Origin of the sequence: Plantibacter elymi (nom. nud.) (genome assembly GCF_900177795.1) — a bacterium.
GTDB classification, from domain to species: Bacteria; Actinomycetota; Actinomycetes; order Actinomycetales; family Microbacteriaceae; genus Plantibacter; species Plantibacter elymi.
In genome coordinates this window covers 468,640-485,831 of record NZ_FXWJ01000002.1, presented here as the reverse complement: position 1 = coordinate 485,831, position 17,192 = coordinate 468,640, and the positions used below count along the sequence as shown (strand labels likewise).

Below are 17,192 nucleotides of genomic sequence, written 5' to 3'. Positions count from 1 at the left end.
CCCTGACATGAGTGAACCCATCAAGATCGACATCTGGTCCGACATCGCCTGCCCGTGGTGCTACATCGGCAAGCGCAAGTTCGAGCGGGGTGCGGCGGAGTTCGCGCAGCTCGGCGACGGACGCGAGGTCGAGGTGGAGTACCACTCCTTCGAGCTGGCACCCGACACCCCGGTCGACTTCGACGGCACCGAGATCGACTTCCTCGTGAAGCACAAGGGCATGCCGGCCGACCAGGTGCAGCAGATGCTCGATCGGGTGACGGGGATCGCCTCGGACGCCGGTCTCGAGTACGACTTCGGCATCCTCCAGCACACGAACACGGTGAAGGCGCACGAACTGCTGCACTTCGCGAAGGCGGAGGGGAAGCAGCTCGAGATGACCGAGCGCCTCCTGCGGGCCTACTTCACCGAGGGCCGCCATGTCGGTCGCATCGAGGACCTCGCCGACCTCGCCGTCGAGGTGGGGCTCGACCGGTCCGCCGTGGTCTCGGCGCTGGAATCCGGCCAGTACACGCAGGCGGTCCGCGAGGACCAGGCGACGGCACAGGGGTATGGCATCCAGGGCGTCCCGTTCTTCGTCATCGACGGCGCCTACGGGGTGTCCGGGGCGCAGGAGGCGGCCGCGTTCACGCAGGTCCTCGAGCAGGTCTGGACGGAACGCGCGAGCACCGAGCCGGTGCAGGCGTGAGCGCGGAGACGACGTCCCCTGAGCGCAGCGTCGGTGATCAGCAGTCCGCGACGATCCGGCCGGCGCTCCGACTCCTCGGGGGCGACGCCGTCGTCTGCGAGGGCGACAGTTGCCTCGTACTCCCGCCGGAGCCGGCTCAGGACTGAGGGTCCTCCGGCTCGGTGAGGTCCGCGGTGACGGCGCCGATGGCCGTGAGGTACTCCGCCGCGTCGACGAAGGCGCTCCACCCGTGCTCGCCGGCGCCGATCGAGATGCGCCCTCCGCGCTCGAGGATGCGCTCGTCCGCGTAGACGGGGAGTGGAGCGCTCGCACCGAGGACGGTGATGGTGCCGCGCTCGTAGCCGGTCGCCTGGAACGCGGTCGCCGCGTCCGGCATCGCGAGCTTGTTCACCCCGAGCAGCGTGCGGAACGGCGGCCAGGAGATCTTGCGGCCGCCCGGCACGAGGGCGAAGAGGTAGTCGCCGCTGCGACGCTTCACGACGATCGTCTTGACGATGTCCGCGGGCTCGATGCCGAGCAGCTCCGCCGCCTCGTGGAGACTGCGCGCGGGCGGTCGCTCGACCAGCTCCACGTCGAGACCGAGTGCGGCGGCCGCTGCTCGGACGCGCTCGCGGCCGGGCGGCTGGAGGTCGACGGGCGGGACGGCGTCTGACATGTGGTCCTCACTGGGCGCGGGAGCGCCGATCATCTGGGAGAATCGAGGGTGATGTCTCTTCCTACCACGCTCTCGCAGCGCCCGAGCCTCGCGATCGGGCCCATCGTGCTCGACTCGCCGGTCGTGCTCGCCCCTATGGCCGGGATCACCAACACGGCGTTCCGTCGACTGTGCCGCGAATACGGTGCCGGACTGTACGTCAGCGAGATGATCACCTCCCGCGCGCTCGTCGAACGCACGCCGGAGACCATGCGGCTCATCCAGCACCACGAGAGCGAGACGCTCCGCTCCATCCAGCTCTACGGCGTCGACCCGAAGACGGTCGCCGAGGCCGTCACCATGCTCGTCGCCGAGGATCGCGCCGACCACATCGACCTCAACTTCGGCTGCCCGGTGCCCAAGGTCACCCGCAAGGGCGGGGGAGCGGCGCTGCCTTGGAAGACCGGGCTCTTCCGCGACATCGTCGAGGGCGCTGTCCGTGCCGCCGGCGACGTCCCGCTCACGATCAAGATGCGCAAGGGCATCGACTCCGACCACCTCACCTACCTCGAGGCCGGCCGGATCGCCGAGGGCGCCGGCGTGGCGTCGATCGCGCTGCACGCCAGGACCGCCGCCGAGTTCTACTCCGGCCACGCGGACTGGTCGGCGATCACCAAGCTCAAGGAGACGGTCACCTCGGTGCCGGTCCTCGGCAACGGCGACATCTGGTCGGGCGAGGACGCCCTCCGGATGGTCGACGAGACGGGTTGCGACGGCGTCGTCGTGGGCCGCGGGTGCCTCGGTCGCCCCTGGCTCTTCGGCGACCTCAGCTCGGCGTTCGCCGGCGAGGGTGGTAAGGCGGAGCCGTCGCTGGGCGACGTCGCGGCCGCGTTCCGGCGTCACGCCGAGCTCCTAGCCGAGTTCTTCGAGAGCGAGGAGCGCGGCTGCCGCGACATCCGGAAGCACGTCGCGTGGTACTTCAAGGGCTACCCGGTCGGTGGCGACCTCCGCGCGAGCCTCGCGACCGTGGAGTCGCTCGACCAGCTCGACGAACTGCTCGCGACCCTCGACTGGACCGCTCCCTACCCGGGCGCCGCGGCCGAAGGGCAGCGCGGACGCGCCGGTACGCCGAAACGACCGGCACTGCCCTACGGCTGGCTCGACTCGCAGTCGCTGGGTGCCGACGAGCAGACCGAGATCGCGGGAGCGGAACTGGACCACAGTGGCGGATAGCATCATCGAGCGGGGGAGCGTCTCCATGGACCGGGACGGCTACACCCTGCACGACGAAGAACGCTGGATGCCCGAGCACCACTCGACGCGACGCTCCGACTTCGCACGTGATCGTGCCCGGCTGTTGCACTCCAGCGCCCTGCGGCGACTCGCCGCCAAGACCCAGGTGCTCAGCCCGACGAGCGGTGTCGACTTCGCGCGGAACCGGCTGACCCACTCCCTCGAGGTGGCGCAGGTCGGTCGCGAGCTGGCAGCCAGCCTCGACCTCGCGCCAGACGTCGTCGACACGGCGTGCCTCGCGCACGATCTCGGTCACCCGCCGTTCGGTCACAACGGCGAACGAGCGCTCAACGACTGGTCCGCCGCGATCGGCGGGTTCGAGGGCAACGCCCAGACCCTGCGGATCCTGACGCGCCTCGAATCCAAGGTCTTCGGTCCCGACGGCGAGCCGTACGGTCTGAACCTCACCCGCGCGAGCCTCGACGCCAGCTGCAAATACCCGTGGCCGGCCGCCCAGTCGGTGCCGGATCCCGGTGGTCGCGCCAAGTTCGGGTTCTTCGACGAGGACTCTGCGGCCTTCCGCTGGTTGCGAGCCGGCGCTCCCGAGCGCGTCCGCTGCGTCGAGGCGCAGGTCATGGACCTCGCGGACGACATCGCCTACTCCGTGCACGACTTCGAGGACGCCGTCGTCGGGGAGTACATCGACCCGGCGTTCCTGAACGCGCGCGCCGGACACGACCGCCTCATCGACACCGCGCTGTCCTGGGCCGGCGACGACTTCACCCACGACGACCTCGCCGCCGCCTTCGACCGGCTGCAGTCCTCGCACACCTGGATCACCGCCTGGGACGGCTCCCGGCGCGACCTCGGTCGGCTCAAGAACTTCACGAGCCAGATGATCGGTCGGTTCGCCGGTGCGGCGACTGCGGCGACCCGGGAGGCCTTCCCGCAGGCCAGCCTCGTGCGGTTCGGGGCCGACGTCGTGGTGCCCCACGGCATCCAGGCCGAGATCGCCCTCCTCAAGGGGATCGTGGCCGCGTTCGTGATGTACAGCGACTCCCGCCAGCCGCTGTACGTCCGGCAGCGGGAGATCCTCATCGAACTGTCGGACGCGGTGTTCGCGCTCGGGGAGTCTGCCCTCGACGTCGGCTTCGCGGCGGACTGGCGAGCAGCCGGGTCCGATGCGGAGCGCCGACGCGTCGTCGTCGACCAGATCGCGAGCCTGACCGATCAGAGTGCCCTCTCCTGGCACGAGCGGCACGTCGGCGCCTGACGCTCCTCCACACGGGAGCGGGCCTCCGACTCCGCTGCGCGGAGGCCCTCAGGGATGGACGATGGACGCACGAGACTAGGATCGAAGCATGGCCGGACGGATTCGACAGAGCGATGTTGAAGAGGTCAAGGCACGCACCAACATCGGCGACGTCGTCGGCGACTACGTCTCGCTGAAGTCCGCCGGCGTCGGCTCGCTGAAGGGCTTGTGCCCCTTCCACGACGAACGCAGCCCGAGCTTCCACGTGCGCCCCACGGTCGGGCTGTACCACTGCTTCGGCTGTGGCGAGAGCGGCGACGTCTACAGTTTCCTGCAGAAGATGGACCACGTGACGTTCGCGGAGTCGGTGGAACGTCTCGCGCAGCGCATCGGCTACCCGCTCAGCTACGAGGAGGGCGGCGGCAAGGTCGATCACGGCAACCGGGCTCGCCTCTTCGCCGCCAACCAGGCTGCCGCCGAGTACTTCCAGCAGCAGCTCCACGACGGCGATGCCGACCTCGGGCGGCGGTTCCTCGGCGAACGAGGCTTCGACGCCGCCGCTGCCGACCACTTCGGGATCGGGTTCGCGCCTGCCGGCTGGGACCACCTCATGAAGGCGCTGCGGTCTCGCGGATTCTCCGACGAGGAGATGCTCGCGGCCGGGCTCGTGTCGAGCGGCGACCGCGGGGTTTACGACCGGTTCCGCGGGCGCCTCATCTGGCCCATCCGCGACACCACCGGCCAGGTGCTCGGCTTCGGCGCCCGGCGCCTCCGCGAAGACGACAAGGGGCCGAAGTACCTCAACACCCCCGAGACGGCGATCTACCACAAGGCGCAGGTCCTCTACGGACTCGACCTCGCCAAACGCGACATCTCGCGCGGCAAGCGCGTCGTCGTCGTCGAGGGGTACACCGACGTCATGGCCTGCCACCTGGCGGGGGAGACCACCGCGGTGGCGACCTGCGGGACCTCCTTCGGGGTCGACCACATCAAGATGATCCGCCGCGTCATGGGCGACGACTCCGCCACCGGCGAGGTCATCTTCACGTTCGACCCCGATGAGGCCGGGCAGAAGGCCGCGACGCGTGCGTTCGGCGAGGAGAAGCGGTTCTCCGCCCAGACGTACGTCGCCGTGTCCTCCGACGGCCTCGACCCCTGCGACCTCCGCCTCAACCGCGGCGACGGCGCCATCCGGAAGCTCGTCGACGGCCGCGAGCCGATGTTCGAGTTCATCATCCGGCGGACGCTGGCGGGCTTCGACCTCGAGACGGTCGAGGGCCGCGTCGGCGCACTCCGCGCGGCCGCGCCGGTCGTCGCCGAGATCCGCGACCCCTCGCTCCGTCCCGGGTACACCCGGGTGCTCGCGAAGCAGCTCGGCATGGAACTCGACGAGGTGGCCCGCGCCGTGCGGGCCGCTGGCGGTGCCGCCGCAGGAGGCTCGCAGAACTCCGCCCGAGACGCCCGCCAGCAGGGCCCCGGCGCACCAGCTGCCGAGCCGCCGCGCGAGCGCCAGGCCTCGCTCAACGACCTGCCCAAGGATCCGTCGACGCGCCTCGAGCAAGACGCCCTCCGTGCGATCCTGCAGCTGCCCCAGCACCTCGAACGCCCCATGCTGGAGCGCGCGGTCCAGAGCTCGGTCGCCAACAGTTCCCTCGCCGTGGTACGCGACGCCATGAGTGTGAGCCTGGACCACCTCGGGACGAACGCCTGGCTCGAGACCGTCATCGCGCAGGTTCCACCCGGCTTCGACGGACTGGTGCGTGAGCTCGGGGTGTCCCCGCTCCCCGAGACGAACGAGGAGAAACTGCCGAGCTACGTCCGGGACATCGCGCGGGCGCTGATCGACCGCGACCTCCTCGGTCGGAAGGCGGCGTTGCTCGGGTCGTTGCGTCGCACCGACCCCCGCGACGAGTCCCACCGGGAGATCACCCGGCAGCTCGCGGACGTCGAGGCGGAACGGCGTGCGCTCCGCGCCGAGGCCTGACGCGGGCGGCCTCCTCCGAGCGTGGCACGTGGCCCCGCCGGGATCGCCGGATACACTCGATGGCGATCCGGTGGCTCCCCGTGCACCGGAAGGAGAGGTCTCATGAAGCACCCAGAGCAGGACGGACCGGCGGTCCGGGCGAGTGATCTGAGCGTCGATTACGCCGCGCACGGCGTCAGTCCGAGCAACCGAGCCCTGGATGGCATCAGCTTCGAGTTGCCCGTCGGCGGCTCCCTCGGGGTCATCGGCAGCTCGGGCTCGGGGAAGAGCACGCTCCTGCGGGTGCTGTCCGGACGCCACCTGACCGGAGCGGACTCCCGTCCGTTCGTGTCCGGCGGCGACGCGAGCACGCTCGGTCGCTCCATGCGCAAGGTCGGCCGTAGGGAGCTCACGAAGCTCACGTTCGAGGTGTCCCTGCTCGAGCAGGAGGCCGGTGCGCACCTGAAGCCCGAACTCACCGTCACAGAGCTCATCTCGGAACCGGTCCTCGCGCGCGACAAGAAGTTCAGCGAGCAGGCGCTCGGCGTCCGGGTCGCCACGCTGCTGGACGCCGTGCAGATGCCGCTCTCGAGCCTCGACAAGTACCCCTACGAGCTGAGTGGTGGTCAGCGACAGCGCATCGCCATCGCACGGGCCCTCGTCCTCGGCCCGAAGGTGTTCATCGCCGACGAACCGACGGCCGGCATCGACATCACGGTCCGGCACACGGTGACCGAGTTGCTCGACGGGTTCCGACGCGACGGCGGCACGGTCATCGTCGTGACGCACGACCTCGCGATGCTCCGCGAGGTGACCGACGACGTCCTGGCGCTCCACCAGTCGCGGGTCGTGGGCTACGGCCCGATCGACGCGATGCTCGCCGATCCGCCGCACGAGTTCCTCGCGGCGCTCGCCCAGTCGGGCGGCACCGAGACCCAGTACGAGACGCCCGAGGCCGTCGGCATCGATTGATCGCGTGTCGATTTGGAGTCTGCGAATCCTTTGCTACAGTAGATACGCGCTGCAACGCAGAGGCCTGATTCGTCCGGCCGGTCGAAGCACGTATTCCTCGATAGCTCAATTGGCAGAGCAATCGACTGTTAATCGATAGGTTGTTGGTTCGAGTCCAACTCGAGGAGCTGCACAGAATCCCTCGGTCCATACGGACCGGGGGATTCGTCGTTCGAGGCCGGTTTCACGAAACCGGCAGGGACGCCGTAGACTGGAGGACGAGGCCCGAAGACTCCACTCTTCGGGCCTCGTTGCATGTCCGGACACCCTGCGCCTGTCGAGGTGATGCCGTGTCGATCGTGCCGGCGTCGTGTCCGTCGAGGTGGTTCAGCCCTCGAGGTCGTCACGACCCGGCAGCCAGGAGATCCCGGGCACGCCCCAGCCCGCCTTGCGGATCGCCTTCGCCGCTCGGCGCGAGTGCGGCAGCTCGAGGCGGTCCACGTAGAGCACGCCGTTGAGGTGGTCGAACTCGTGCTGCAGGATGCGTGCGCGCCAGCCGACGACCCGCAGCTCGACCGGGTCGCCCTCGAGGTCGGTCCCGATGAGCATGGCCGCTTCCGCGCGACGGAGCGGGTGCCGCTCGCCGGGGACGGAGAGGCAGCCCTCCGACTCGGCCTCCTCGTCGAGCTCGCCCACCGGCGGGGGATTGATCCACAGCACGGGGTTGATCGCGACGCCACGCCAGGGCTGGCCGTCGTCGTCCTCGTAGCTGTAGACGAAGAGGCGGAGCGGCACGCCGACCTGCGGAGCCGCGAGCCCGACCCCGGGAGCGAGATCCATGGTCTCGTACATGTCGGCGACGAGCCGCCGGAGGTCGTCGTCCACGGTGGTGACCGGCCGGGCGACGGAGTGGAGCACCGGGTCACCGGTCACGTGGATCTCGAGAATTGCCATTGCTCGAGCCTATCCGCTGGGCTCGGCCTGGCGCGCCGGGATCGGCGAGGCCTCGGGGTAGCCTCGACGGGTGATCCCCTCCGCCATCGACATCGCCGACCTCGCGGACGACTTCACCCGGAATCCCTCTCAACTCCTCGGCATCCCGTTCGCACTCCTCGGTGCCGTCTTCCTCTCACTCGGCGCGCAGCTGCAGCACCGGGGTGTGGCGAAGGTCGAGTCGTCGAGCGGTACCGACGCGACCTCGGGGCTCAACGTCGCTCAGCTCCTGGCGCTGCTCAGTCGGCCGTCCTGGGTGACCGGAACGGTCATGCTCGGGCTCGCGATCGTGCTCCAGCTCGGCAGCCTGTCCCTCGCTCCGATCACCCTCGTCCAGCCGTTGGGCGCGGTCGCCCTCGTCATCACAGCGGTGGTGAACAGCCGGATCAGCGGCGTCCGGTTGAACCGTCGATCGGTCGTGGCGATCGTCGCCTGCGTCGGCGGCGTCGGCCTGTTCGTGACGATCGCGGCGGTCTTCACGGGCGAGCACCGGATCACCGAGGCCGAGCTCGTCACGATCCTGGTGATGCTCGGCGTCGTGCTCGTCGTGTTCGGACTCGGCTTCATGGTGTTCCGCTCCCGCTTCACGGCCATCTTCTACATCGTCGGGACCGGGGTGCTCTACGGCTTCGTCGCGACGCTCGCCAAGGTCATCATCGGACGGCTGCAGCAGGGCGAGTTCGACTGGCTCACGATCCTCTGCGGGCTCGGCCTCGTCGCCGCGAGTGCGCTCGGCGGCTACTTCGTGCAGACCGCCTACTCCTCGGGGCCTCCCGATCTGGTCATCGCGGGTCTGACGGTCATCGACCCGATGATCGCGGTCGGCGTCGGCATCATCGTGCTGGGCGAGGCGAGCAATGCACCGTTCTGGGCAGGCTTCGGCTTCGTCGTGGCCGGAGCGATCGCCGTGTGGGGTGTCTTCCAGCTCGCCCGCCACCACCCGCAGGTGAGCCAGACGCCGGCGGCCGCAGCAGCCGCGAAGGCCCTCGCGACCGGCGACGCGCCCGCCTGAGCCCTGGAGCCCGAACGGGCTGCAGGTATGCTTGAGCATGGCGTTCCGCGCCGCATCAGGGTCGTGAGCGACCGCCCGCACCCCCTCACATCACTGGCCAAGCACAGAGGAATCACCGATACCTTGACTTCTCCCGACGACCAGCACCTCGCGAAGGCGTCCAGCACGACGCCGAGCGCCGACACCCACAAGCCGCTGCGGGTGGTCATCGGTGCCGACACCTTCTCGCCCGACGTGAACGGGGCCGCTCGCTTCGCCGAACGACTCGCAGCCGGACTCGTCCGCCGAGGCCACGACGTCCACATCGTGGCGCCCGCGGGCTCACGCAAGTTCGGCACGTGGAAGGAGACCCACGAGGGTCAGACGATGACGGCGCACCGCCTCTTCAGCCTCCGGTGGTACCCGCACGACTGGCTGCGCTTCGCGATGCCGTGGTCGATGCGTCGGAACGCCCGGAAGATCCTCGACCGCGTGAAGCCCGACGTCGTGCACCTGCAGTCGCACATCGTGGTCGGCCGTGGTCTCTCGATCGAGGCCGAGCAACGCGGCATCCGCATGGTGGCGACGAACCACATCATGCCCGACAACATCCTCGACTTCACCGTCATCCCCAAGCGCACCCAGGAGTGGCTCGTCCGGACGCAGTGGGCTGCCGCCCGTCGCGTCTTCGATCGTGCCTTCGCCGTTACGACCCCGACGCGTAAGGCCGCCGACTTCCTGGAGCAGTTCACGGGCCTGACCGGCGTGCACGCGATCTCCTGCGGGATCGAGGCCGGGCAGTACACGCCGTCGTTCGAACCGCGGAAGCGCAACACCATCCTCTTCGTGGGTCGCATCACGAGCGAGAAGCAGATCGACGTGCTTCTGCGCGCGCTCACGAAACTCCCGAAGGAACTCGACGCCCACGTCGACGTCATCGGTGGCGGCGACCAAGCGAAGAACCTCGAGCAGCTGACCCAGCAGCTCGGCATCGGCGACCGCGTCCGGTTCCTCGGCAAGGTGTCCGACGATGAGGTGAAGCAGGCCTACACGAACGCCACCGTCTTCGCGATGCCGTCCATCGCCGAGCTGCAGAGCATCGCGACGATGGAAGCCATGGCCTCCGGTCTCCCGGTGGTCGCGGCCGATGCCATGGCCCTGCCCCACCTCGTGCACGATCAGGTCAACGGCTACCTGTTCGAGCCGGGCAACGTCGACGCCCTGGCCGAGCGGCTCGCGACGGTACTCAGCGCCTCGCCCGAGGAGTACCGCCGGATGCAGGACGCCTCGTTGGAGCTCGTCTCCGCACACGACATCGAGCGCACGCTCGACACCTTCGAAGCGCTCTACCGTGGCGAGCAGGTCGTCGACCCGACGACCGAGCGTCACACGGCGACCGCAGACCGCCAGGAATCCCGCGACTGACTCCCGCCCCGCGGGCCACTCGGTACACTGGGTTCCGCACGGGGCGGTAGCCAAGCTGGTGAAGGCATTCGGCTCATAACCGAACGATGCGTGGGTTCAAGTCCCACCCGCCCTACCGAGAACCGGCCCACGAGCCTTGGTTCCGGTCCCTGAGCTTGTCGAAGGGCGCCCTTCGACAGGCTCAGGGACCGGGATGGGGCGGCTCAGGGACCGGGACGGGGTGGCTCAGGGACCGGTCAGTCCGCGAGGACGAGGGCGGCGGCACCGATGAGCGGCCCGTCGGCGTCGAGCCCGGCCGGGACCACCCGGAGTTCCCGGGCGTAGGCGTGCAGTGCGGCGGAGGTCGCGGCCTCCTGGACGAGGTCGAGGTAGTCGGGGGAGACCCGCGAGAAGCCGCCTCCGATCGCGACGCGTTCCAGGTCGAGCAGGGTCGTGATGCCGCAGAGGGCTTCGCCGACGGCCTCGGCGGAACGTCGGACGGCGCGGATCGCGATCTCCGTTCCGGCTGCGTAGTCGGCCCCGAGCTGTTCGCCAGTCGTGCCGGTCCATCCCTGGGCGCGCGCCCAGGCGACCGTCGCGGTGCCTGACGCGATGCCCTCCAACGTCCAGGGTGTGCCGACAGCATCCGGTTCGCGTCGGCGGAGTTGCATCTGTCCGAGGTGGCCGGCGTTGCCCGAGGTGCCGGGGACGAGTCGGGATCCGAGGATGATCCCGCCACCGATCCCGGTGGAGACGACGATGCCCATGCTGTTCTCGGTTCCGCGGAGTGCGCCCTGCCAGTGCTCGGCCAGGGCGATGCAGGTGCCGTCGAGTCGGAGTTCCACCGGACCGGACGTGAAGCGCCGGAGTTCTGCCACGGCGGGGAAGTCGGCGAGTCGGGGGAGGTTGATCGGCGAGACGGTGCCGTCGGCCCTGCCGATGGGGCCCGCCGAACCGATCCCGATACCGGACACCGGCCCGCCATGGGCCGCGATGCTTCGTTCGACGGTCTGGAGGATCGACGCCACGAGCTCCTCGCGGGTGGCGGCGGCGCCCGTCGGACCGCGGAACCGGGTGCCGGGCAGGATCCGTCCCTCGGCATCGACGATGGCCGCTTCGACCTTCGTGCCGCCGATGTCGATCGCGAGGGCCTCGTGCATCACCGCTCCATCCTGGAGGGCCGTCAGTCCGGGCCGGCTCCCGATCCAGCGTACTGGGAACGACACGGTTGTCATTCCTCCAGGTCATGGGGCATAATGCTCGTATCGGCGCGAGTCGAACAACTGCATACACGGAGGTCCGGTCAGCCGGACACCGACATGGATCACACTGCATGGGTCGTTGGGGAAGACGCACCCGGACGCAGTGGAGGAATCATGTCGACACCGATGACGAAGGGTGTGCTGTTCGTGCACTCGTCGCCTCGCGCGCTCTGCCCGCACCTCGAATGGGCGGCAGGTCGCGCTCTTGGTCGTGCCATCAGTTTCGACTGGGAAGACCAGCCGATCCTCCGCGGGGCGCAGCGTGCCGAGGTCTTCTGGGAAGGCCCGCATGGCACCGGAGCCGCACTCGCCTCAGCCCTGCGCGGCTGGGAGCACCTCCGCTACGAGGTGAGCGAAGACCCGGCCCAGGGCGTCGACGGTGCCCGGTGGATGCACACGCCCGACCTCGGGATCTTCTACGCGCAGACCGACAGTATCGGCAACGTGGTCGTGCCGGAGGATCGCATCCGGTACGCCATGGAGGTCGGCGCCGGGAACGCCGCCGAACTCCAGCGCGAACTCCGCGTCGCGCTCGGACAGCCGTGGGACGACGAACTCGAGCCGTTCCGTCACGCCGGCGACGGGTCCTCCGTCATCTGGCTGCACAACGTGGGCTGATCCGGCCCCGCCGGCGCGGCGGCACCGCGCACGCGAGACAACTTCACAGACGACAGGGTGCCCACGTGGCGTGGACCGTGCGAGGTCGGTGACACTCCCGGCAGACACGAGGTGACGAAACGGCGGCACCCTGGTCAGTAGACGACGACGGGTCGTGGTGCATGCACCACGACCCGTCGTCGTCTCCGTCGCGGACGGCTCAGTAGCTCCGGAACGCGACGACCGCGTTGTGGCCGCCGAACCCGAACGAGTTGCTGATGGCGAGCAGGTCGCCGGACCCGAGCTCACGCGGCGTCGTGACGACGTCGAGCGGGATCTCCGGGTCCTGGTTGTCGAGGTTGATGGTCGGCGGGATGACCCGGTGGTGCAGGGCGAGCGCCGTGTAGGCCGCCTCGATGGCGCCCGCGCCGCCGAGGAGGTGGCCGGTCGAGGCCTTGGTGGCCGTCACGGCGATGTCGTCGAGGTGGGCACCGAAGACCCGACGCAGCGCGTTGTACTCGGCGATGTCGCCGACGGGCGTGCTCGTGGCGTGTGCGTTGACGTGGACGACGTCGTCGAGCGACGCTCCGCCGTTCTCGACGGCTGCACGCATGGCGCGGGCCGCAGCCGAACCCTCGGGGTCGGGAGCGGTGATGTGGTACGCGTCGCTCGTCACCGCACCACCGAGGAGCTCGGCGTAGATGCGGGCGCCACGGGCCTTGGCGTGCTCCTCGGTCTCGACGATGAGTGCTGCCGCGCCCTCACCGAGGACGAATCCGTCGCGGTCGACGTCGTAGGGACGCGAGGCGATGGCGGGGTCGTCGTTGCGCTTGGACAACGCCTGCATCGCTGCGAAGGACGCGAGCGGGAGCGGGTGGATGGCGGCTTCGGAGCCACCGGCCACGACGATGTCGGCGAGGCCGGCCTGGAGATGGTCGTATGCGTTGGCGAGCGACTCGGTGCTTGACGCACAAGCGGAGACGACGGTGCGCTCCCCGCCTCGGGCGCCGAGGTCCATGCCGATCGCCGCTGCCGGGCCGTTCGGCATGAGCATCGGGACGGTCATGGGGAGGACGCGGCGGGGGCCCTTCTCGCGCAGGGTGTCCCAGGCGTCGAGGAGCGTCCACACGCCGCCGATGCCGGTGGCCCAGTCGACGAGGAGTCGCTCCGGGTCGACCTCGGGGGCGCCGGCGTCCTGCCAGGCCTCGCGCGCGGCGATCAGGGCGAACTGGCTCGACGGGTCGAGGCGCTTGACCTCACGACGGTCGAGGATGTCCGCGGTGGGGACGGCGGCCTGCGCGGCGAAGCGAACGGGCAGCTCGAGTTCTTCAGCCCATGGCTGCTCGAGACGGCTCGCACCGCTCTTGCCGGCGAGGAGGTTGTCCCAGGAGTCGGTGGCGTTGCCGCCGAGGGGAGTGGTGGCACCGATGCCGGTGATGACGATGCGTTTGGTGGTCATTCAGTCAAACCTTCTGTGGAGACGACGAGGGGGTCCGAGCCCTGCGGCGGTCGAGCCCGTGTCCGGACGGACGAGCCGCCTCGAACGCTGAAGGGCCGGTCGGCCAACTGCCGGCCGACCCTTCAGCACTGCGCTGGGACTAGCCCTGAGCCTTGACGATGAAGTCGACGGCGTCGCCGACGGTCTTCAGGTTCTTGACTTCTTCGTCCGGGATCTTCACGTCGAACTTCTCCTCCGCGTTGACGACGATGGTCATCATGGAGATCGAGTCGATGTCAAGGTCGTCGGTGAACGACTTGTCCAGCTCGACGGTGTCGGTCGCGATGCCGGTCTCGTCGTTGATCAGCTCGGCCAGGCCGGCGAGGACTTCTTCGGTGGACAGTGCCATTGTTCTACTCCTTGGGTGAGGTTTGACCGTAGTCGAGTGTAGTCGCGTCGGGCGTCCTGCTACGGCAGGACGACGACCTGAGCGCCGAAGACCAGTCCGGCACCGAACCCGATCTGCAGGGCGAGGCCGCCGCTGAGCTCGGGGTGCCCCTGGAGGAGCCGGTGGGTGGCGAGCGGGATGGACGCCGCCGAGGTGTTGCCGGTGGTCTCGATGTCGCGCGCGATGACGACGGTCTCCGGCAGCTTGAGCTGCTTGGCGAACTCGTCGACGATGCGCATGTTCGCCTGGTGCGGGATGAAGGCAGCGAGGTCGGAGGCTTCGACGCCCGCTTCCTCCAGCGCCTGCTTGGCGACCTTGGCCATCTCCCAGACCGCCCACCGGAAGACCGTCTGGCCCTCCTGGCGCAGGGTCGGCCAGGCGGCCGTGCCGTCGCGGAACTCGGTGAGCGTGCCGCTCATGCCGACGGCGTCGGCCTTCGAGCCGTCGGATCCCCACACGGTGGGGGAGATGCCGGGGAAGTCGCTCGGACCGACGACGGCCGCGCCTGCACCGTCGCCGAGGAGGAACGAGATCGACCGGTCGGTCGGGTCGACGATGTCGGACAGCTTCTCGGCGCCGATGACGAGCGCGTAGTGTGCCGCGCCCGATCGGATGAGGGCATCGGCCTGGGCGATCGCGTAGGCGTATCCGGCACATGCGGCGTTGAGGTCGTAGGCGGCAGCGGGGTTCGCTCCGACGCGGTCGGCCACGACGGCCGCCATCGACGGGGACTGCTGGACGTTGCTGATCGTCGCGATGAGGACGAGGTCGACCTGCTCGGGCGAGATGCCCGCGGCCGCGATGGCCTCGGCGCCGGCTTCGGCTGCGAGGTCGACGGCGCTGACGTCGGCCGACGCCCGCGTGCGGGTGACGATTCCGGTGCGCTGCTGGATCCACTCGTCGGACGAGTTGATCGGACCGACGAGGTCGTCGTTCGGGACGCTGAGGTCTCCGCGAGCTGCGCCGAGGCCGAGGATGCGGGTGAACTCGGGACCGCGCGACTGCTTGAGGGTGGGGGTGGTCATTGACTGGTTCTCCGTCTGCGCTACTGCTGGGCGATGAGGTCGAGGGCTGCCGGCAGGTCGTCGGGGGTCTTGATGGCGACCGTCGGCACGCCCTTCAGGCCGCGACGTGCGAGTCCGGTGAGCGCCCCGGCGGGGGCGAGCTCGATGAGTCCGGTGATCCCTGCGGCGCTGAACGCGTCCATGCACAGGTCCCAGCGTACCGGGGAGGCGACCTGGCCGATGAGGAGGTCGAAGAACGCCGTACCCGAGGCGACCTCGGTGCCGTCGTGGTTCGTCCAGATGCGGAGCGTCGGGTCCTGGGGCTCGACCGTGCGGCTCGCCCCGGCCAGCCAGTCGCGGGCCGACTCCATGTAGCTCGTGTGGAAGGCGCCTGCGACCTGCAGCGGGATCACCCGTGTGCCCTTGAGTGGCTCGTCGGCGAGGCGGGCGAGGGCGTCATGCGCGCCGGCGACGACGATCTGGCCGCCGCCGTTGTAGTTTGCGGGCTCCAGCCCGAAGGAACGGACGTGCGCGACGACGGCGTCCTGGTCGCCACCGAGGACGGCACTCATGCCCGTCGGGGTGGTGGCTGCGGCCTCGGCCATGGCCACGGCGCGTTCGCTCACGAAGCTCATGGCGTCGCTGTCCGAGAGGATGCCTGCGCCGTAGGCCGCGGTGATCTCGCCGACGGAGTGTCCGGCGATGCCGCCGAACGGCGCGGCGTCGGCGGGGAGGGCCTTCCGCAGGGCGTCCAAGGCGACGATGCCGGCAGCGACGATGAGCGGCTGGGCCACCGCGGTGTCGCGGATGGTGTCGGCGTCGGAGACGGTGCCGTGCTTGACGAGGTCGAGTCCGGCTTCGTCGGAGAAGCGGGCGAGCGCATCCTTCGCGGAGGCGTCCTGCAACCAGGGGTCGAGGAAGCCGGGGGTCTGGGAGCCCTGTCCAGGGCAGGCGATGACGATCACCGCTCTAGTCTGCCAACCGGAAGACGCCAAGCAGTGGAGCAACACCACGAACCTTTGGAAAATGTGTTGTGTGGAGTCCACAAAGCCGACCGGTCGAGCGGCCCAGCGAGCGTCAGGAGGTCAGCCGACGTCGGGACGGCTCAGGCTCAGCGATGGCACCGAGGATGAGCGCCGCCTGCAGGATGAGCGACTCGCGGGCACCGGTCGCGTCCCAGCCGATGACCTCGGAGACCCGCTTGAGGCGGTACCGGACCGTGTTGGGGTGCACGAAGAGCTCGCGCGCCGTCGCTTCGAGCGAGCGGCCGTTGTCGAGGTAGCACCAGAGCGTCGTCACGAGCTCACCGGAGTAGTCCTTGAGCGGACGGTAGACCCGTTCGATGAGCGTGGTCTTCGCGAGGTTGTCGCCGGCGAGGGCGCGTTCCGGAAGGAGGTCGTCCGCGGCGACCGGTCGAGGTGCGTGGCGCCAGGACTTCGCCACGGCGAAGCCGGCCAGTGCGGCCTTCGCGCTGCGCGACGCCTCGATGAGGGATGGCACGGCGTGACCGAGTACCAGGTGCCCCGGCCCGAAGCCGTGCTCGAGCTTGGCGGCGATGTCGAGGAAGGTGAGTTGTGAGCTGGTGCGGGCGTCTGCGGTGGCCTGTTCCGCCTCGTCGACGGGTTCGCCGTCTCCGGGCTCGGTGCTGGGCAGCTCAGCACGACCCAGGACGAGCACGAGCCGGTTGCCCTGGACGCCGATGAGGACGTCGGCGTCGAGGTGTCGGGCGGTCCGGCGGAGCATGTCGACATCGAGCACCCGTGGGGTCGTCCCGACCAGGACACAGGCCTCGCCGTGACCGTGCCACCCGAGGGCGGCGATCCGGCTGGGCAGTTCGTCGTCGGCCTCGCCACTGAGGATCGAGTCGACGACGAGGGCCTCGAGGCGGGCGTCCCACAGGCCGCGCGCTTCAGCCGCGCGAGCGTACACATCGGCTGAGGCGAATGCGATGTCACGTGAGTAGAGGAGGATCGCCTCGCGGAGGTCGACGCTTCCGGACGCGACGCGTTCCTCGACGACCTCGACGGTGACCTTGATGAGTTGCAGCGTCTGCTGCAGGCTGACGGAACGGAGCAGCTCGCGAGGAGCCGCCCCGAACACGTCGGCTGCGATCCACGGTGTCGACCGGGGATCGTCGAACCACGAGATGAACGAACTGATGCCCGCCTGCGCCACCAGGCCGACCGCTGAGCGGCGGCCTGGTGGCATCTCGGCGTACCAGGGAAGGGTGTCCTCGAGGCGTTTGAGCGTCGCGGTCGCGAGCTCACCCGAGATCCGGCGGAGCCAGTCGAGTGTCTCGGCCTTCGTCTTCGTCTTCGTCACCGTGGTAGCGAT

The 17,192-nt window shown here is 69.5% G+C and carries 17 protein-coding genes and 2 tRNA genes; 11 read left to right on the top strand and 8 right to left on the bottom strand.

The window, feature by feature from the left end; translation table 11 throughout:
* Window positions 1-7 precede the first annotated feature (7 nt).
* Together CCK91_RS07155 and CCK91_RS19630 are read left to right on the top strand one after the other, a co-directional pair.
* On the top strand, window positions 8-688 hold the full coding sequence (locus CCK91_RS07155) for a DsbA family oxidoreductase (protein WP_079705763.1): 681 nt from the start codon (window positions 8-10) through the stop codon (window positions 686-688).
* Window positions 685-834 (top strand): hypothetical protein, encoded by a 150-nt coding sequence (locus CCK91_RS19630; protein WP_165767003.1) that lies wholly within the window; start codon window positions 685-687, stop codon window positions 832-834. Before CCK91_RS07155 ends, CCK91_RS19630 begins: the two co-directional genes overlap by 4 nt.
* On the opposite strand, the gene CCK91_RS07150 is transcribed toward CCK91_RS19630, so the two are convergent.
* Window positions 825-1,343: an aminoacyl-tRNA deacylase gene (locus CCK91_RS07150; RefSeq protein ID WP_086473805.1), complete on the bottom strand. Its 519-nt coding sequence runs from the start codon at window positions 1,341-1,343 to the stop codon at window positions 825-827. The two genes, CCK91_RS19630 and CCK91_RS07150, sit on opposite strands and share 10 nt — an antisense overlap.
* 51 nt (window positions 1,344-1,394) lie before the next feature.
* Here CCK91_RS07150 and dusB point away from each other — a divergent pair, with 51 nt between their 5' ends.
* From dusB to CCK91_RS07125, 5 genes are all read left to right on the top strand, one after another.
* Entirely contained in the window at window positions 1,395-2,555 is a 1,161-nt protein-coding gene (gene dusB / locus CCK91_RS07145; RefSeq protein WP_079705764.1) for a tRNA dihydrouridine synthase DusB, read from the top strand.
* 25 nt (window positions 2,556-2,580) lie between these two features.
* Window positions 2,581-3,828: a deoxyguanosinetriphosphate triphosphohydrolase gene (locus CCK91_RS07140; protein ID WP_085511054.1), complete on the top strand. Its 1,248-nt coding sequence runs from the start codon at window positions 2,581-2,583 to the stop codon at window positions 3,826-3,828.
* A gap of 88 nt (window positions 3,829-3,916) precedes the next feature.
* The gene (gene dnaG / locus CCK91_RS07135) at window positions 3,917-5,791 is read left to right on the top strand and encodes a DNA primase (RefSeq protein WP_086473469.1); all 1,875 of its coding nucleotides are present in this window, start codon (window positions 3,917-3,919) and stop codon (window positions 5,789-5,791) included.
* Window positions 5,792-5,893: 102 nt separating this feature from the next.
* Complete coding sequence (locus CCK91_RS07130) at window positions 5,894-6,742, top strand: ATP-binding cassette domain-containing protein (RefSeq protein WP_071260793.1); 849 nt, start codon at window positions 5,894-5,896, stop codon at window positions 6,740-6,742.
* 94 nt (window positions 6,743-6,836) lie between these two features.
* Window positions 6,837-6,909 (top strand) — tRNA-Asn (locus tag CCK91_RS07125).
* A gap of 199 nt (window positions 6,910-7,108) precedes the next feature.
* Here the strand turns inward: CCK91_RS07125 and def are convergent.
* The gene (def, locus tag CCK91_RS07120; protein WP_086473468.1) at window positions 7,109-7,675 is read right to left on the bottom strand and encodes a peptide deformylase; all 567 of its coding nucleotides are present in this window, start codon (window positions 7,673-7,675) and stop codon (window positions 7,109-7,111) included.
* A gap of 70 nt (window positions 7,676-7,745) precedes the next feature.
* On the opposite strand from def, the gene CCK91_RS07115 reads away from it, so the two are divergent.
* From CCK91_RS07115 to CCK91_RS07105, 3 genes are all read left to right on the top strand, one after another.
* On the top strand, window positions 7,746-8,726 hold the full coding sequence (locus tag CCK91_RS07115) for a DMT family transporter (RefSeq protein WP_242664426.1): 981 nt from the start codon (window positions 7,746-7,748) through the stop codon (window positions 8,724-8,726).
* A gap of 123 nt (window positions 8,727-8,849) precedes the next feature.
* The gene (locus CCK91_RS07110; RefSeq protein ID WP_369821876.1) at window positions 8,850-10,130 is read left to right on the top strand and encodes a glycosyltransferase; all 1,281 of its coding nucleotides are present in this window, start codon (window positions 8,850-8,852) and stop codon (window positions 10,128-10,130) included.
* Between the two features lie 40 nt (window positions 10,131-10,170).
* Window positions 10,171-10,245: transfer RNA gene (locus CCK91_RS07105), tRNA-Ile, on the top strand.
* Window positions 10,246-10,366: 121 nt separating this feature from the next.
* Here CCK91_RS07105 and CCK91_RS07100 read toward each other — a convergent pair.
* Window positions 10,367-11,269, bottom strand: coding sequence for an ROK family protein (locus CCK91_RS07100; protein WP_086473466.1), 903 nt, complete (start codon window positions 11,267-11,269; stop codon window positions 10,367-10,369).
* Between the two features lie 216 nt (window positions 11,270-11,485).
* Here CCK91_RS07100 and CCK91_RS07095 point away from each other — a divergent pair, with 216 nt between their 5' ends.
* Window positions 11,486-11,989 (top strand): DUF3145 domain-containing protein, encoded by a 504-nt coding sequence (locus tag CCK91_RS07095; RefSeq protein WP_064293650.1) that lies wholly within the window; start codon window positions 11,486-11,488, stop codon window positions 11,987-11,989.
* A 199-nt stretch (window positions 11,990-12,188) separates the two neighbouring features.
* Here CCK91_RS07095 and CCK91_RS07090 read toward each other — a convergent pair whose 3' ends face one another.
* The 5 genes from CCK91_RS07090 to CCK91_RS07070 form a co-directional block, all read right to left on the bottom strand.
* Window positions 12,189-13,427, bottom strand: coding sequence for a beta-ketoacyl-[acyl-carrier-protein] synthase family protein (locus CCK91_RS07090; protein WP_071260783.1), 1,239 nt, complete (start codon window positions 13,425-13,427; stop codon window positions 12,189-12,191).
* Between the two features lie 139 nt (window positions 13,428-13,566).
* Complete coding sequence (locus tag CCK91_RS07085; RefSeq protein ID WP_056006457.1) at window positions 13,567-13,815, bottom strand: acyl carrier protein; 249 nt, start codon at window positions 13,813-13,815, stop codon at window positions 13,567-13,569.
* A gap of 59 nt (window positions 13,816-13,874) precedes the next feature.
* Entirely contained in the window at window positions 13,875-14,879 is a 1,005-nt protein-coding gene (locus CCK91_RS07080; RefSeq protein ID WP_079705772.1) for a beta-ketoacyl-ACP synthase III, read from the bottom strand.
* A 20-nt stretch (window positions 14,880-14,899) separates the two neighbouring features.
* The gene (locus CCK91_RS07075) at window positions 14,900-15,823 is read right to left on the bottom strand and encodes an ACP S-malonyltransferase (RefSeq protein ID WP_086473465.1); all 924 of its coding nucleotides are present in this window, start codon (window positions 15,821-15,823) and stop codon (window positions 14,900-14,902) included.
* Window positions 15,824-15,935: 112 nt separating this feature from the next.
* Window positions 15,936-17,180 carry a PucR family transcriptional regulator gene (locus CCK91_RS07070; RefSeq protein WP_207568198.1) on the bottom strand — a complete coding sequence of 415 codons (1,245 nt, stop codon included), beginning with the start codon at window positions 17,178-17,180 and terminating at the stop codon, window positions 15,936-15,938.
* Window positions 17,181-17,192 lie beyond the last annotated feature (12 nt).

What these genes read in the sequence shown, in the direction of transcription:
- CCK91_RS07155 (WP_079705763.1), top strand. Translation starts at nt 8, where the DNA reads ATGAGTGAACCCATCAAGATCGACATCTGGTCCGACATCGCCTGCCCG.
- CCK91_RS07150 (WP_086473805.1), bottom strand. Translation starts at nt 1,343, where the DNA reads ATGTCAGACGCCGTCCCGCCCGTCGACCTCCAGCCGCCCGGCCGCGAG.
- dusB (WP_079705764.1), top strand. Translation starts at nt 1,395, where the DNA reads ATGTCTCTTCCTACCACGCTCTCGCAGCGCCCGAGCCTCGCGATCGGG.
- CCK91_RS07140 (WP_085511054.1), top strand. Translation starts at nt 2,581, where the DNA reads ATGGACCGGGACGGCTACACCCTGCACGACGAAGAACGCTGGATGCCC.
- dnaG (WP_086473469.1), top strand. Translation starts at nt 3,917, where the DNA reads ATGGCCGGACGGATTCGACAGAGCGATGTTGAAGAGGTCAAGGCACGC.
- CCK91_RS07130 (WP_071260793.1), top strand. Translation starts at nt 5,894, where the DNA reads ATGAAGCACCCAGAGCAGGACGGACCGGCGGTCCGGGCGAGTGATCTG.
- def (WP_086473468.1), bottom strand. Translation starts at nt 7,675, where the DNA reads ATGGCAATTCTCGAGATCCACGTGACCGGTGACCCGGTGCTCCACTCC.
- CCK91_RS07100 (WP_086473466.1), bottom strand. Translation starts at nt 11,269, where the DNA reads ATGCACGAGGCCCTCGCGATCGACATCGGCGGCACGAAGGTCGAAGCG.
- CCK91_RS07095 (WP_064293650.1), top strand. Translation starts at nt 11,486, where the DNA reads ATGTCGACACCGATGACGAAGGGTGTGCTGTTCGTGCACTCGTCGCCT.
- CCK91_RS07090 (WP_071260783.1), bottom strand. Translation starts at nt 13,427, where the DNA reads ATGACCACCAAACGCATCGTCATCACCGGCATCGGTGCCACCACTCCC.
- CCK91_RS07085 (WP_056006457.1), bottom strand. Translation starts at nt 13,815, where the DNA reads ATGGCACTGTCCACCGAAGAAGTCCTCGCCGGCCTGGCCGAGCTGATC.
- CCK91_RS07080 (WP_079705772.1), bottom strand. Translation starts at nt 14,879, where the DNA reads ATGACCACCCCCACCCTCAAGCAGTCGCGCGGTCCCGAGTTCACCCGC.